Source organism: Gimesia aquarii, assembly GCF_007748195.1.
Taxonomy (GTDB): Bacteria; Planctomycetota; Planctomycetia; order Planctomycetales; family Planctomycetaceae; genus Gimesia; species Gimesia aquarii.
The window spans coordinates 6,652,708-6,668,874 of record NZ_CP037920.1 but is presented as its reverse complement, the minus strand read 5'-3'; the positions used below and the strand labels follow the sequence as shown (position 1 = coordinate 6,668,874).

General features: G+C 45.1%; 12 protein-coding genes. 9 read left to right on the top strand and 3 right to left on the bottom strand.

The genetic code is table 11. From position 1 onward, the window contains the following. The first annotated feature begins 22 nt into the window (after positions 1-22). The 5 genes from V144x_RS25435 (at position 23) to V144x_RS25415 (ending at position 8,047) form a co-directional block, all read left to right on the top strand. On the top strand, positions 23-2,377 hold the full coding sequence (locus V144x_RS25435) for an ABC transporter permease subunit/CPBP intramembrane protease (protein WP_232102641.1): 2,355 nt from the start codon (positions 23-25) through the stop codon (positions 2,375-2,377). Between the two features lie 70 nt (positions 2,378-2,447). Further along, on the top strand, positions 2,448-3,674 hold the full coding sequence (locus V144x_RS25430; RefSeq protein ID WP_197998638.1) for an amidohydrolase family protein: 1,227 nt from the start codon (positions 2,448-2,450) through the stop codon (positions 3,672-3,674). A 165-nt stretch (positions 3,675-3,839) separates the two neighbouring features. After that, complete coding sequence (locus V144x_RS25425; protein WP_232102640.1) at positions 3,840-5,741, top strand: hypothetical protein; 1,902 nt, start codon at positions 3,840-3,842, stop codon at positions 5,739-5,741. A 293-nt stretch (positions 5,742-6,034) separates the two neighbouring features. Further along, positions 6,035-7,201 (top strand): hypothetical protein, encoded by a 1,167-nt coding sequence (locus V144x_RS25420; protein ID WP_144989536.1) that lies wholly within the window; start codon positions 6,035-6,037, stop codon positions 7,199-7,201. A 45-nt stretch (positions 7,202-7,246) separates the two neighbouring features. Beyond that, positions 7,247-8,047: a class I SAM-dependent methyltransferase gene (locus tag V144x_RS25415; protein WP_144989534.1), complete on the top strand. Its 801-nt coding sequence runs from the start codon at positions 7,247-7,249 to the stop codon at positions 8,045-8,047. An 8-nt stretch (positions 8,048-8,055) separates the two neighbouring features. Here the strand turns inward: V144x_RS25415 and V144x_RS25410 are convergent, their stop codons facing one another. Both V144x_RS25410 and V144x_RS25405 read right to left on the bottom strand, forming a co-directional pair. Then, positions 8,056-8,589: an adenine phosphoribosyltransferase gene (locus V144x_RS25410; RefSeq protein WP_144989532.1), complete on the bottom strand. Its 534-nt coding sequence runs from the start codon at positions 8,587-8,589 to the stop codon at positions 8,056-8,058. Then, positions 8,582-10,315, bottom strand: a complete 1,734-nt coding sequence (locus tag V144x_RS25405; protein ID WP_144989530.1) for a serine/threonine protein kinase — start codon at positions 10,313-10,315, stop codon at positions 8,582-8,584. Before V144x_RS25405 ends, V144x_RS25410 begins: the two co-directional genes overlap by 8 nt. Positions 10,316-10,466: 151 nt before the next feature. Between V144x_RS25405 and V144x_RS25400 the strand changes: the two genes are divergently transcribed. Continuing rightward, entirely contained in the window at positions 10,467-10,871 is a 405-nt protein-coding gene (locus V144x_RS25400; protein WP_144989528.1) for a sirohydrochlorin chelatase, read from the top strand. A 70-nt stretch (positions 10,872-10,941) separates the two neighbouring features. Here the strand turns inward: V144x_RS25400 and V144x_RS25395 are convergent, their stop codons facing one another. Next, positions 10,942-11,955: a DUF1573 domain-containing protein gene (locus V144x_RS25395; RefSeq protein ID WP_144989527.1), complete on the bottom strand. Its 1,014-nt coding sequence runs from the start codon at positions 11,953-11,955 to the stop codon at positions 10,942-10,944. A 958-nt stretch (positions 11,956-12,913) separates the two neighbouring features. Here V144x_RS25395 and V144x_RS25390 point away from each other — a divergent pair. The 3 genes from V144x_RS25390 (at position 12,914) to V144x_RS25380 (ending at position 16,098) form a co-directional block, all read left to right on the top strand. Further along, the gene (locus V144x_RS25390) at positions 12,914-13,687 is read left to right on the top strand and encodes a hypothetical protein (RefSeq protein WP_144989525.1); all 774 of its coding nucleotides are present in this window, start codon (positions 12,914-12,916) and stop codon (positions 13,685-13,687) included. Positions 13,688-13,951: 264 nt separating this feature from the next. Continuing rightward, positions 13,952-15,010: a tetraacyldisaccharide 4'-kinase gene (gene lpxK / locus V144x_RS25385; protein ID WP_197998637.1), complete on the top strand. Its 1,059-nt coding sequence runs from the start codon at positions 13,952-13,954 to the stop codon at positions 15,008-15,010. Between the two features lie 314 nt (positions 15,011-15,324). Continuing rightward, complete coding sequence (locus tag V144x_RS25380; protein ID WP_144989521.1) at positions 15,325-16,098, top strand: hypothetical protein; 774 nt, start codon at positions 15,325-15,327, stop codon at positions 16,096-16,098. Positions 16,099-16,167: the final 69 nt, after the last annotated feature.

The window sequence follows — 16,167 nt, the reverse complement described above, 5'->3', positions numbered from 1 at the left end:
GCTGCGTGAATTGCGGGACCAGATGAGAGATCGGCGCACGCTATTCATGGTGGCTATTCTCCCGCTGTTACTCTATCCGGCGATGGGCATCGGAATGGTCCAGATGACCGTTCTGTTTTCCGAGCAGCCACGTAATGTAGTCATCCTCGGAGCCGATGATCTGCCAAAGCACCCGCAGTTATTAGACGGTGACCGTTTTGTTTCGAATTGGTTTCGAATTCCCGCTGATGCAGATAAGTTACGCGTCTTTACAGACAGTAAACAATCTGAGGAATCCGAAAATATTCTTGAAAATGAACAACAACAGGAAATCTTGAAACAAGCCTATGCACTGGAAGTGGTGCTGAAGACTCATCAGAAATTACTCGACGAATTAGAGGAAATCGACAGTAAAACTGAAAAACAGAAAGCTGCGCGGCTGATCGTGGAGTTGGAAGAGACCAATGCCAGACTGAGTGCATTGTTTGCGGAAAGTCAGATTCAAGTTTTGATTTTGATTCCCAAGGGACTTTCTCAGGAAATCGAACGAGTTAGTGAGAAACTGGAGCGGCATGAACCGATTGACTTTGATCCCGCTGATTCTCTGCGGCCTTTAATTTTAGAGAACAACGCAGACGAAAAATCGATGATTGCCTATCGTCGTGTGGATGAAGCAATAGAGGCCTGGGAGAAGGAGATACTAAGAGCGCGATTGCATCGGGCTAATCTTCCCGAGTCATTACCAACACCCATCAACCCGGATGTCATCGATTTGGCTCAGGATGAACAATTGGCGGCGAATCTCTGGAGTAAACTTTTTCCGGCTCTATTAATAATTATGGCAGCCACAGGTGCGTTTTATCCGGCGATTGATTTGGGAGCCGGAGAAAAAGAGCGTGGTACGATGGAAACGTTACTGATTTCTCCTGCAAAACGTACTGAAATTGTGTTAGGAAAGTTTTTAACCGTTCTGATTTTCAGTGTTTCCACAGCTCTGCTGAATCTGGCCAGTATGGGGTTTACCGGGAAACATATGGTCAATCTCGCAGGTTCGGGGGCGCTTTCCAAGATCGGAGATCTCTCGTTCCCATCTTTCTCAGCTTTATTCTGGATCGTACTGTTGTTGATTCCCCTGTCGGCATTGTTTAGCGCACTATGTCTCGCGTTTGCCACCTTCGCCCGCAGTAGCAAAGAAGGACAATATTATCTAACACCATTATTGATGGTCACACTGGGGCTGACGGTTTTCTGCTTATCACCGGCCGTCGAAATCAATGCGTTTTACAGCTTGATGCCTGTTGTCGGTGTCGCATTGCTCTTGAAAGGTATGCTCCTCTCCTCTGTCAATGCCGGAATTCTTTATGTGTATGCGATTCCTGTTTTAGTCACAAGTATCGGTTACAGTCTGTTGGCACTCTGGTGGGCCATCGATCAATTTCAACGTGAAGATGTTCTATTCCGAGAAGCGGAACGGTTTGAACTCGGTTTGTGGCTACGGCACCTGTTGAAAACCAAGGACTCATTACCCAGTTTTGCCGAAGCTGGATTCTGTTTTGTGATCATCATGTTGTTACAGTTCGGGGTGATGAACAGCATGAGTGCTGCAATTCAGTCTGCAACCGAAGCAGAACGCCCCCTGCGTATGATGCAGCTTTTGATGATTCAACAATTGGCGATCATTGCGACTCCCGCTTTGATCATGGGGATCATGTTGACCACCAGTGTCAGAAAAACATTCCGACTCTATTTGCCTAGTCTTGGATTTTTAGCGGTTGGCATTATTTTGCCTTTCATCTTACACCCTTTGTCGCTCGAGTTGGCGGTGAGCTTGGATTGGTTTTTCCCCGCACTTCCTGAAGGCACGGTGGCAGTTCTCAAGGGAATGTCAGATCCGACCCAACCGATCTGGTTAGTGTTGATGGCGTTTGCTTTGGCTCCTGCCGTTTGTGAAGAATTGGCGTTCCGGGGTTTTATTTTAAGTGGGTTTGGCCGCCGTGGTCGGGCCTGGCTGGCAATTATTTTGTCGAGCGTGACCTTCGGTGCGATGCATATGATTCCACAGCAGGTGTTCAACGCTACGTTGTTGGGGTTAGTCCTGGGATTAATGGCCGTTCACAGTCGCAGTCTGTTACCAGGAGTTGTCTTTCACTTTATTTACAACGGTCTTTCCGTATTCAGAGAACGAATTCCTGAAAATTGGGTTCCCACAAATGGGTTACAGCATTTTGTGCGGATGGAACCGGAGGGTTTGCGGTATTCCTGGCCTTTACTCTTGATTTGCGGTCTGATTGCGATTGTTTTGTTACGTTGGATTCAAAATCAGTCAGTGACTCCTGCAAACCTTGATACAACCCAGCCTTTGACATTGGACCGCCGTTTAACTGATTCCAAATCATGACCGGTCTGATACAATGCCGTGATTCTTTTCCCTATCTGTACTCAAATTCCATCTTATCAAAAGTAGAACTTTGGAACGTCAGATCTTAAAAGCACGTTGGGTCTTCCCCGTGGAAAGACCACCACTTGAACATGCGGTGGTAGAAGTGGAAGGTTCTCATATTACCGCCGTTTATGCGGGTGATCATCCCCAGGCTGTTGATTTGGGAAATACTGCCATCATTCCGGGATTGATAAATGCTCATACACATTTGGAATTCAGCGATCTTGAAAATCCATTAGGCCCGGTCGCTCCTTTTACTGACTGGATTCGGTCGGTCATGAAGTCGCGCTTTGAAAGTTCTACTTCCGTAGAGCCGAAAATTCGAAAAGGCATCCAGGAGTGTTTGGAATCGGGAACGACGTGTATTGGGGAAATTGCGACGAGTGTCGCGAGTCTGCATCTGTTCGCACAGAATCGACAGGTACCCCATGCAGTGGTCTTTCGAGAGTGCCTGGGTTTTTCTGCTGATCGTATTTCAGAACAGGAACGTATCGCAGATCAGTTTTTTGAGGAGATTCCAGATCAGGCTGAGTCTCATTTGATACAGTTAGGATTGAGCCCACATGCGCCTTATAGCGTTCATCCCGATTTATATCTGAGTCTTGTCAACGAGGCTCGAAATCAGGTGGCACCTGTTGCCGTCCATCTGGCAGAGACACAAGCAGAACTGGATTTCCTGGAGCGGAAACAAGGGCCCTTTGTCAAATTGTTAACAGAACTGGGGCTATGGGATCCAAACATCTTGAGAGAGGATGTGCGGATGTTTGACTATCTGGCCCCTTTGGCAGAATTGACGTCTGCCTTAGCCGTTCATGGCAACTATTTTGGTGAAATTGAAATCGAATTTCTGAGACAGGCACCACAGATTTCGGTTGTCTATTGTCCAAGAACACACCATTACTTCGGTCACACCCCTCATCCCTGGCTGAGAATGATCGAGCGAGGCATCAATGTGGCAATTGGGACTGATAGCCGAGCGTCCAACCCGGATTTGAGCCTTTGGAATGAGCTACAATTTCTACGTGAGAACTTTTCAGAGATTTCTCCCGATTTAATCTTGGAATGTGGCACCCTGGCTGGGGCACGTGCTTTAGGTCTGTCTCAAGATGTCGGTTCAATAACAATTGGAAAAAGGGCTGATTTGGCTTTGGTTCAATTGCCCGACGGTTCAAAATCCTCTACTGGCAGTGATCTTTTGTTAAATGCACAGTCACATGTTGCGCGTGTCATGTTGAATGGGGGCTGGGTCAATTGATTTCACGGGAAATCTGGTTACCCTATATCTTCTAATTGTCGCAGTCTAAGTGCTGGGGTTTCCATCCCGGTACCTGCTGAGATACATGCTCAGCGTCGGCTTCACCAATCCAGTCTTGAATCAGTGCTCCGAGTGAAAATCAAAAGTATTGTTGGGGAACAATCAATGGAAGAAACAATGTCAATCGTATTTGGTCAATCGGTACCTCAACAGCTGTTTTCGCTGACTGATGAAGAATTCCTGCTGACGGTGAAATGGAAGTCAAAATCAGCCAGGGATTTGAAGAAAGCCGCGCAAGTGGGAGATCTGGATCGATTTTCCAGGGGCTTAGGTTCACAACTCAAAGAAATTTCGAAGCAAAAGAGACGGGGTAAACAATCTGAAGGGATGCTCTGGGCTGCTCTCTGGTCTGAGGATGAGACTGAGAACACATGTCGCACATCGGATTTAATCAATCTTGTCAAGTCGATTCGAGACGTATCTGAAAAGAACACAAAGGGATCAAAGAAAGCAAAACGTAAAAAAACACCTGAATTGAGCTGGGATGAAGTCAGCCGTTTATTAGTGGGCTGGTTAGATCAGGTTTGCATTTCAGAACCATTGTTGCCATATGAGTTATTACTTTTAACAGAAGTCGTGGAGAATGTTGGGTATTGTTTAGCTCCCTCTACTTTGGTTACGGTTTGGCGCCATTGTCTGTTCGCAGCTGCTTCACTTTGTTTCAATCTTGAAGAGACTGATTTTTCAGATACGACAGAAGATCAAGTGATTCTCATTTCCGGTGAGTTGCCCTGGCGATTAGGGTTTCTCTTCCAGGAGATTTCAGGGGCAAAAAACTTTCGACAGTTAGGACAGCAGAATCTGCGAGATTGCTTTTTTGATCGAACTGATACAGATGGGACACCACATGCGGACTTCCATGCTCGCCTGGATTACTGGTTGGCTGCCTTAACACGAGCGTCATATATCGGCCATGTCTGGGGAAAGACAGTGTGGGATCAAGAAGCTCATGAACGATTTCAATGGTCGGTTGAAAATTTGATTATGCTTTGTGACGGTTCAGGAAAAATCGCACTTTGTCCTGTGCATGCTGTCGAGCATTATTTCTTGCTTACACTCGCGGCTCATTACGCGGATTTACCTGCCAGAGGAGTAGAGCGTCGATATTTAAAGGCGCTGACTTCCGGAAAAAAGCGTCAAAAGTTTTTCTTTCAGACAGATGAAGAGCCTTCCAATCAGTCTGACTGGTCTGCTATTGCTACCATGCGCAATTACTGGTCTGACGCGTCAAACTTGCTGGTCACGACCTGGAATGGCGACTTACCTGAATTGAGTTTATCAACAACAGGTAAGCTATTAATCGAGGGTGACTGGAATTTTTCACTCACCGCTGATGAACGGGCAATCTCGGGAGATGGTGAGTGGAGTTGTATCTGCTGGCATTCTGATGAGGATGCAGATTATCTGGAACTGCAAATGGATCTGGAGTCTGGATACAAGTTGGAGCGACAAATTTTATTACCGCGTAATCAACATTTTGTCTTTCTTTCCGATATTGTCACAGGAACAGAAACAGCAAATCTTGAGTACCGTTCTGTGATTCCCATTTCTCCCGGCATTAAAGGTTCTTTGAAGGAAGGGACTCATGAATTACAATTCAAAACCAAAGGCCTGTCTGCCCGTGTCTTTCCGATTGGTTTGCCACAAGAACGTGACTTCTTTCAGCCTGGCAGCCTGACCCTGGACGACCAAAATCAGCTCGTATTACATCAGGCGTCTCTCGGAAATGCCCTGTATGCGCCGTTAATCATTGATTGGGAGCCGGGGTTGAAACGGAAACCTGCAGACTGGGCTAGTCTGACTGTGAGTGAAGGGGGCAAAATTTCGGCTCGGGATGAAGCTTCGGGACATCGATTACGTATTGGGGCACATCAGTTGTTAGTTTATCGCAGCCTGAAGAAAGGCGAAAGTTCACGCGCCGTATTAGGTCATAACACCAATTACGAATCAGTGATCGGTCGGTTTGATAAGAATGGTGACGTATCCCCACTGTTATTTGTCGAATAGCCTGTATCCAGCTTTATTGTAGCGTCTCCAGGACTGTTTGGACCTCATATCATCGCTTTGAAGTCGCCATGCTTAAATTGGACGCTCTACGACTCAAGCGAAATACGGTGAATCTTCTCTTTCTCGATTGGCAGGGTACTCAGAACTATCGAGAATTCTTACAATGGAGTGTACGAAAGATTTCCTACTCTCGTTTGCAAGCTGCACTGGTTTTGTGCAGTATAATAAGCGTCCAGAACAGAGTTTGCTGAATTCCATAAAACTGAAACGATTTAAAAAATAAGAGAAGAATCATGTCTGAAGATGTATTTACAGTCCTGGAAGAATTACAGCAGCAATCTCCCGAAGCTGTGCTCGAACGGTTGATCGAAACGTTAACTGAGCAAAAAAATTATCATCGCCTGTTTGATGCCTTATTGATGAAAAAGAAGCAGACGCTGGGAATTGAACTCTTACAACCAACTTCATTTGATACTGTTCCCGAAGAGCACAAAAAAGAATTTGAGCAGGCTTACATTGACGCAGCGCGTGAGATAGGTGCTTTATTCCTTGAAGAAAAACAGTATTCCGATGCCTGGTTGTATTATCAGACGATTCAGGAGCCGGAGTTGGTTGCCGCGGCCTTGAATAAGATTAATCCGCGAACGGTACCCGAAGATAAAGTTGAAGAATTGATTCAGGTTTGTGTGTATGAAGGGGCAAACCCGGAGAAGGGGTTTGAGATCATGCTGAATGTTAATGGGATCTGTAACACAATCACCGTCTTTGATCAAATGAATGCTCAGCTCAAACCGGAAAGTCGACAGCAAGTCGCACGCCTGCTGGTCGACCATCTTTATGGAGACCTTGTACAGTCTTTGCAGTATCAGGTCCAGCAAAAAGTTCCGATGGCACAGCCGACAGATAACCTGCGGGAACTGATGGCTGGACGGGACTGGATGTTTGAAGGGGGCAGTTATCATATTGATGTATCGCATTTAAACTCAGTTGTACGCTTCGCCAGACTTTTGTCTGACGATGATTCCAATTTACCCAAAGTCATTGAACTCTGCGAATATGGTTCTCGCTTGGATGAGCAGTTTCAGTATCCAGGGGAAACTCCTTTCGAGGATTTTTATCCCGCTCATCTGCATTTTTTCAAAGCGTTAATCGGTGACGAGAATGATCGTAATCTCGGGATTGCTTATTTTGAAAAGAAGCTGGAGCTCGAACCAGATGCTGATGATAAGCAGATGATTGCCTATGTGTTGATCGATTTGCTCACACGCCTGGGGCAGAATGATCAGGCAATTGAACTGGCTGAAACACATTTGAGTCAGTTTGAAGATCCGAATACATTTTCTTTTACCGACTTATGTCGAGAAACGCAGCGCCTTGATATCTTACAGAAAGTGGCACGTGGAAAAGGTGATTTAGTGACCTTCGCAGGTTCTTTACTGGATGCACAAGGTAAGGAATAATTTCGAAATCTTAAACGCGATCTACATGGAATCGAGGCCTTTCGTATGTCACACCTGCCTACCAACCGTGCTGCCTGGAATCGGTTGGCAGAAAATCGCAGCCAGTTTACCAAGGTGGCTACCGATGAAGAATGTCGCGCGCCCTTAAAGACCTTAGACTCACGTGGCTGGTTGCCTGCATCTGTAGAGGGAAAACAGGTGCTCTGTCTGGCATCGGGAGGTGGCTGGCAGTCTATTCTTTATGCATCCGCGGGCGCGCACGTGACTGTTGTCGATTTAAGCAACAGGATGTTGCAACTGGATGAACAGGAAGCGAGACGGCGAGGGCTTAACGTGCGTATTCTGGAAACATCAATGGATGATTTATCTGAGCTTCACGATGCCCGGTTTGATATAGTACATCAACCTGTGAGTACTTGTTATGTGCCTGATCTCGAAGCTGTTTATCAAGAAGTGGCACGTGTAATGCGGCCCGGGGGACTGTATATCAGCCAGCATAAGACTCCCACCAGTTTGCAGATTACCAATCGGGACCAGCAGAATTCTTATGTGATCGGGTTGGAGTATTACCAGCAAGGCCCGTTGCCGAAAGGAGATGACCGTTCCTATCGTGAAGAAGGGGCAACCGAATACTTACACCGCTGGGATCAGCTAGTAGGGGGGTTGTGCAGACAGGGTTTTGTGATTGAAGATTTACGTGAGCCATGTCGAGCAGATCCAAGTGCGCCGGTTGGTCATTTTCGCCATCGCGGTCGATTTGTCGCGCCTTATGTGCGAATCAAGGCGCGACGTCTGGAGAGTCAGGCGAATCCTCAAAACTCTACTGCGATCTGGGTTCCTGAGTAGAACGACGCTTATTCAGAATCATACTGAATGAGAGAAAAAACGTCGCAACCATTCATTTTATGACGTGCCTGTAAGAATAAGAGTTCGATGAGAAAGGCACAACCTACGACTTCCGCGTCGGTGTGTTTCGCAAGTTCAATACAAGCTGAGATCGTACCACCTGTTGCCAGAAGATCGTCTACAATCAGCACACGATCATCTGTATGAATCGAATCGGTGTGCATCTCCAACGAATCCGAACCGTATTCCAGTTCATAGTGAAAGGCTCTGGTTTCAAAGGGAAGTTTCCCTGGTTTTCGAATGGGAATAAAGCGTGCTCCTAAAGCCAATGCGAGTGGTGCCGCAAAGATGAATCCCCGTGCTTCGGCGGCAAGGACTGCTGTAATTTTTTTATCGCGATAGTAGTCTGTCAGGCGATCAATGACTTCTTGAAATGCAGTCGGTTCAGCAAGTAGGGGCGTAATATCTCTAAAGAGAATTCCTGGTTTGGGGAAGTCGGGAATTTCACGGATATATTCTTTTAGATTGATTTGATTATTCATTAGGTGTGTTAGCTTTCTGAGCTTCTGATTGAGGTTGTTCAGTCTGATTGAGTTCTGGTAAATTAGCGAGATTCTCTTTGGCGCGTCTTATGAATTCCTGTGCTGCCTTTGCTTTGTCTTCTTCATATAAAACAATCAAAGCATTCCAGAGGGCGGCTGCTTCTTTGTACTTTTTTTCTTCAGCAAGTGCATCTGCATTTGCCATCGCTTGCGTTAACATGACAAATCGTTCAGCATTTTTACGAGAGTCTTGCCGTAGTTGGTTCAGCATCTGTAAGGCAAGATCTCGCATTTCTTTTTGATCAGGATTTTCATTGAGTACATCAACTAAAGCAGCAAGAATGTGTTCTGCTTCAGAATTATTGCCGATTTCCAGATAATGTTGTGCGAGCATCATAAATCGCTGTGGTTCATTCTGGGGGGCGGTGCGTGATCTACGTTTGGCTGTGATACCAGCTTTTGTGCTGAGCTCATAGGTTTTGATCCGTTCAAGTCTGTCTTCAACCCGTGTCCCCCATTCATCGGGATGTGATTCCAGAAGTGGCAGCAGATATTTATCGCGAGCAGTATACCATTCCGGATTTTCTGGCTGTTGCAAGATTAACTCGGATTGTTCGAACATTTCCTGAGGAGAGAGTGCGCGTTCCTGGAACCAGAAATAGCCTCCCACCATTACTAATATCAGTAGACCAAGTAAGAAAAAAGTGTTGTCAAATAGTTGGCTTAGGCGCGAGCCAGTACTTTCCGATTCCAGTTGTGCCCGCATTAATCCTTGCATCAAGGTTCCAGTACCCGCCTCCGGTTCAGAACCCGATTGAACCACGGTGGGTGTCTCTGAAGAGTTATTTGTTTTCGAGAAGGCGTAGGTATCTTCAGAGGTCGACATCTCGAATTTGTTCAACACCTCCTGCAATCGGCGAGAAAGAACATAAGCATCCGGGAATCGTTTCTGGGGATCTTTTTCCAGTAGCTGGCAAACGATCTCTTCGAGCCAGGTGGGCAAGTCATCGACATATCTTCCGGGGAGATCAAACTGTCCATATTTTTGTTTTTGAATAATGGCCAGCATCGTTTTTCCGCTAAACGGAGGCTTTCCGGTCAGCATGACATACATGACCGCACCCAAAGAGTATAAGTCACTCTGTTTAGTAACGCGCTTCCCCTCGGCCTGTTCGGGTGACATATATTCCGCTGTGCCAATAATCCCGCCGGTGACAGTGAGCTTTTCTGTTGCAAACAACTGGGCCACACCAAAATCAGCAAGCTTAATACTGTCATCTTCTTTGAGGATTAAGTTAGAAGGTTTCAGGTCGCGGTGAATGATACCGGCATCATGGGCGGCTTTCAGTGCTGAGCAAATCTGAATGGAAATATTAACCGCGGTTTTCCAGTCGATCCGTTTTTCTCTATGGAGTCGTTTGGTTAATGTTTCTCCTTCGACATATTCCATGACATAGTAGTAGGTCTCATTGTCAACACCACTGTCATAAAATTCAATCACATACGGGTTGTGCATTTTTTTCAGCGCTTCAATTTCACGATGAAATCGTTCGACGAAACCAGGTTCGCGGGCTAGTGCACTCGGGAGTACTTTAATGGCTACTTGTTGATCAGTGTGAATATTCGTGGCCAGATAAACTGACCCCATTCCGCCGGCGCCAATTTTTTTTCCGATCAAATATTCTCCCAGCCTTTCGGGAGTCACTTCGTTTTCATGCTTGTTCAAGGTTGCTACTCGATATTGAGATGAATTTGAGACCGTTGAATGATGTCGTTGCTCATGGATTTACAGAATTTAAGTTGTACAGTGTCCAAGAAGAGTGAGAAGTCTATAATCTCATCGATCATTCAGTAATTGTATTATTGTTATCTCTATTATGGTTGAATCTATGTCTGATGCAAGAACGAAGGCAGTTCTCTTGATTGCACATGGCAGTCGTCGCGCTGCCGCCAATCAGGATCTCGTGAAACTGGCTGAAATGTTGCGCGAACGGGAACAATTTCCGGTGATTGAGATTGCCTATCTTGAGTTAACGACACCAACGATCCCGGATGGTGCGGCACAGTGTGTGGCGGCTGGAGTAGATGAGGTTCTGATGTTACCTTATTTTTTGTCGGCAGGAGTGCATGTACAGAACGATTTAGAGCAGTATCGAGAGGAGTTTGCTGCTAAATATCCAGGCATCAAATTTCGGCTCTGTTCCCATTTGGGCTTACATCCATTGATGCTGGAAATTGTGGTGGACCGGTTGAATGAGCCCGAAAGCGATCGTCCTGAATGAGAATGATTAAATAAAAAAGGGTACTCTATTGAGTACCCTTTTTTCTCGCAATGAAGAACTGATGTAGAAATCAGTTCGTTTTCGTATCCGAAATTTTACCATACGCTTTAAATGTAATCGGTGTATTTCGTCCAGCGATTGTGACAGTAAACTCTTCTGAATAATTTCCGGGTTTATTCGGCGGAGTAATTGTCAATGGTAAAACGTGAACCGGCTGGGCTGCTTTGGGCATGCGAATTTTGAATGCTTCATCATCTGATTCACATTCAATTTTATTGATTTCGAAAGGCTTTTTACCCCTGATCACAACATTCACAGTTTTTTCCTGACCGGGAACCATCATACCCAGTGAAACAACCTGGGGAGTGATGGTAATATCTGGTTCCACTTTTGCTTCAACCAGCAAAGGGACTGTTTTGAAATTCACATCATTCGTTTTCAGAATGAGCTGCTCTCGGATTGGTCCGAGTGGCGTTCCCGGAGCAAGTGTCAGCATCACGTTATAATTGACGCGTCCACCGCCACGGGCGGTCTCGACAGCTTTGGCTGTGACAGAAGGGTTTTTAGATTCGATGCCGGTAATCGCCCAGTCATCACGGCCAGCATATGCTAAACCAACTGTTGTCTCTGCTCCTTTTCCGACTTCCACTGATCCAAAGTTAGCAGCACCGGGAGTAAATACGACATCGGTACGGATGTAGGCAGTAATAGGAATTCGAACCTCTGCGTACTGCGGAGCATCAAGGGTGATGATGACGTTTGAATCTTTACGCCTTTGAAAGCGTGTCGTATTCATTTTGACTGCGATATAACCTTCTTCTCCACTTGCCAGAGTGCTTTTAGAAGGTTCTGCGGCAGAGCAACCGCATGTCGTACGTACATTCGAAATATGGACAGTGTTTTCGAGGTTATTTTTAATTTTCAGACGGTATTCCGCATCAGAGCCACGGGCAATGACACCGAAGTCGATTTTGTCCTTGTTGAATAATTTTTGAGCCCATTCTTGACCATAGGAAGCCGAGCCGCTCAACACAAATAAAATCAAACCCAGAATACCAAATCGGAAACTACTCTTTACAAACATGGTTGAATCTCATTTCTGCAAAAAAAGAATTAACTTTGATGTATGAATAAAGTTGAGATGCTGAGAGCTCTTTTAGGGTAGGAAAAATTAACCGACTTTCAGCACTTCACTCTTTCATCAATAGTGCAGAATCCATTCACAGAGACGTTTCACACTACTTATATAATCGGGCTTATCCAAACTTTTTGGGTATTTTCTGAAAATCAGAATCACTAGGAGTTTATCAAAGCTTCATTATAGTAAATTTATGTGTCCGATATCAAATTTGATCTTCAGATCACGAAGATATCAGAGTGTGTGACAAATACATCAGTCGGCATCGACACTTTGGAGATGGCAATTTAGTTGCCATACGGTGAATTGTCAATGTTGTCTGTTTCTCTTCCAAACTGCTAGTGCTCACCGGATTAAGCGGACTAATCCGACTCGGTTCAGGTCCTTTCAGGGGTATGTTAGGAATGTCACAAATAGTTTCCATAACTGGTTTTGGGTGAATAGTGCTTGCATATGGATTTACCATTAAAACTAGTGAAGATTGATTCAATCGTCGTGTCTTTTCAGTTTGAAATGACATATTTTGACAGGTTTATCTAAATTGATTGAAGTGGATCTTTTACCAGTTCGGAAGGACTCTTAAAGCAATGCATCTCAAATCAAAAAGAATCGACTTTCTTCAATTTCATTCCCGCACCATTTTCCCGAAGTGATACGCTTGGAAATAGAGTGTGCTTCGTATCAAGCCACTCTGGCAAATACAGCAATTGAATGATTAGGGAGATGGGATGTCTCTCGATATCAAGCCAGTCTGATTTTTATTGCATGAGTCAACTGGTGCGTTTCATACAATATCTAAAGAGTTTTGATTTTGCGTTAATGATTATGAGAAACATCACTGTGCTTACAGTGAGCATTAAGAACTTCAGTTCGGTCTCATTGAAACAGGGAGCATTAGGTTAAGATGATAAAAATAAAAACTGCCAAGGCAGGTCTTACCGGACTGTTGGTTCTGGGAATGGCCTGGATGTCAATGGCAAGCCCGTTAGAAGCGGGGCATAAATGTAATTCAGGCCATTGTAAACATGGAGGCATGAAACTTTTTGGTTCAGGGAAATGTTGTAGTCCCTGGAAACTCGGCCATAAACATAAACACAAATGTAAATCTGGATGCCTGGATTCCGTCTATGGTGGCGGGGCAATAGCAGATTACTATTATCAAGGAGCCATCTATGGTGGAATGGGATACAATTCGCACAGTAGTTGCCAGTCGTGCCAGGCTGGAAGTGGTATTGCTGGTCCTTATGGGATGCCAGCCGGTGGTGTCATACCGCCGCCATTAGCGAGACGAGGAATCCCGATCCATCCCACTATTTTGCATTATCCCGGGACGATGGGGACCGCGTATTCTCGTCCAACCCGCATGATGCCTGTAGAGGGACCAGATAGCCATCCCCGTCAAGCGGGTTTGGATATCTATGCACCTGGTGCGACGGATATTCGAGTTGTTGCGTTGAATGTTCAACGCGACGAGATGATTGGTTACCGTGATCCTGAAAACGATGATATCTGGGAGTTTGTTACAAAACGACCTTTAATTCCCGGAGTTCAACATGTTTATCAGGTTTACGCGATTTTTCCTGAGACCGGAGACGTTCCGCAAACTCGACGAGTCCGTTTGATTATGGGACGAATCGTTGAACTGAGTTACAAGAAATATAAGAAGAATTATAAATAGTGCTGATCACACTTGCTTGTAGCATTTTAGAGCTTTTCGATCCTGTACTGCCCGAATACAGGCTGCGAATGCTCTCACTGGTTTCGATTCGTTCCACAGCACCCACGCCCTGTTTTGATCGTGCTAGTTTTTTGAGATGTGAATACTGGCTATTGATTAGCCAGAATGATTGCACTCAGCTATCATGTTCTGAACAGGGCGTGTTTTTTATGTTAACGCTGCCCGCATCATTTCACCCTGTCGAGAATTGAAGCAGGCCGATTCGTGAACGAAGTGGAATATTTGAGAATCATCTCAGGCCAAAAAACGGACTTGAGAGCCCAATTTCTCAAACCCTGCCTCTGGCTTTTAAGTCTACCTTACTACATTATCGTTTTGATTCGAAATTGGATGTTCGATAGACATTGGCGTTCGGTAAAGAACGCGGCCGTTCCCGTGATCAGCTTAGGGAATCTTACAACGGGAGGTACAGGTAAGACGCCGTTAGTTGCGTATCTGACTCAATGGTTTCAAAAACAGGATATCAATGTGGCTCTATTGAGCCGCGGGTATCGTTCTTTGCCTGGCGAGGTAAACGATGAAAAATTATTACTAGATCGTCTTTGTCCCGGAGTTCCTCATTATCAAAACCCGAATCGATGTGCTTCCGCTGTGAAGGCCGTTGAAGCAGGCGCGCAACTACTGATTTTAGATGATGGATTTCAGCACCGTAAAATTGCGAGAAATCTGAATATTGTTTTGATCGATTCCCTTTGTCCGTGGGGATATGGTTATTTATTACCACGTGGTTTGTTGCGCGAACCAAAGTCGGCATTAAAGCGGGCGGATTTAGTGATTCTCACGCGTACTGATCAATGTTCGCAAGCAGAACTGGAGAACTTGACAAGTGAAGTTGAGAAACAGGTTCCTCGCAATTTGATTGTGCATGCTGAGTTTCGGCCGCAGTATTTAGTGAATGCGCATGGGGAAACACAATTACTGGAATCTGTAGCGGGCAAAACAGTAGTCTCATTCTGTGCGATCGGAAACCCTGAGGGCTTTAAGCAGACTTTGAAACGCGCTGGTTTTCAGGTTGCCGGAATGGAGGTATTCCCCGATCATCACCACTATTCCCAAGCAGAGCTAAATACAATCGGAACTCACGCTACGGCTGCTTCAGCAGATCTGATCCTGACGACATGCAAAGACCTTGTAAAAATGAGTGAACACAAGTTGGCTGGAGTGCCAGTCTGGGCCGTCGAAATAGGAGTCGAAATCACGGCAGGTCGCGAAGATTATCAAGAGATCCTGCAGAATCTTGCAAATCAAGTGTCCTCCTGTTGATATTACAACACGTGCATGATTCATTGAAAATGGGCTAATTCAAACATAAATACCAGCTTATATAGTCTTTAGTTCCTCCAAAGATCCGGGAAATTGCAGTAATCCCATTTCATAAATGCTTGATTTTGGGTCTTTATTCTGTCATCCTGAAGGTTGAGAATATCTCACAGAGTGCAGGTGGTTTGTAGAGCATACAGATCATACCCAACTTATAACCCACCTACAGTACGGATTATTTAAGAATGCAGATTCCGTGCACCTACCTCCACAATAGTCAATCCAACCAATATTTAAATAAACGAGGTATTTAGATTATGCAAAAAATGAATTTTAGCCAAATAATTATTGGCGCTCTTTTGGTTTCGATTACAAGCTTTCTTGCACCAGCAAACGTTTCTGCAGCTGGGTGGGGATCGGTAACAGGGCAATTCGTATTTGATGGTCCCGTGCCGAAACCAACAGTTCAACGCAAAAAGGGAGATCCTGCTGTGAAAGACGCAGCGGTCTGTGCGAGTATGGAGCATTTAAATAACGATCTGGTAGTGAATCCAGAGAACAAAGGGATTCAAAATGTCTTCATGTATATGAGACGGGCAAAGAAAGTTCATCCCGATCTGAAATCTTCAAAGGAAAAAACGGTCGTCTTCGATCAAAAGGGGTGTACCTTTACCCCACATGCCTTGATTGTGCGGACCGATCAAAAAGTGAATGTGAAATCAGCTGATGGCGTCGCACATAATACGCATACCTATCCAATCAAAAATCAAGCCGTGAATTTTATTCTGGCCCCCAATGATCGTGAAGGAAAAGATGTTGCCAATGTCATTCCTGAAATTCTACCAATGCAGGTCAAGTGTGACATTCATCCCTGGATGACCGCTTACTGGTTTGTTGTTGATCACCCTTATGCGGTTGTGTCTGACAAAGATGGAAAATTTACGATTGAAAATCTTCCCGAAGGGAAAAATGATTTTCGTATCTGGCATGAAAAAGTTGGTTATGTTGAACGAAAATTTACGGTTGATATCAAACCGGGAGAAACGATTGATTTAGGACAGATCAAAATCAGTCCTGCTAAGTTTAAATAACGGATCTTATTTGTCTACGAGATTTCAAATTAGGGACACGTCTGCTAAGGCGTGTCCTTTTTAGTGTTA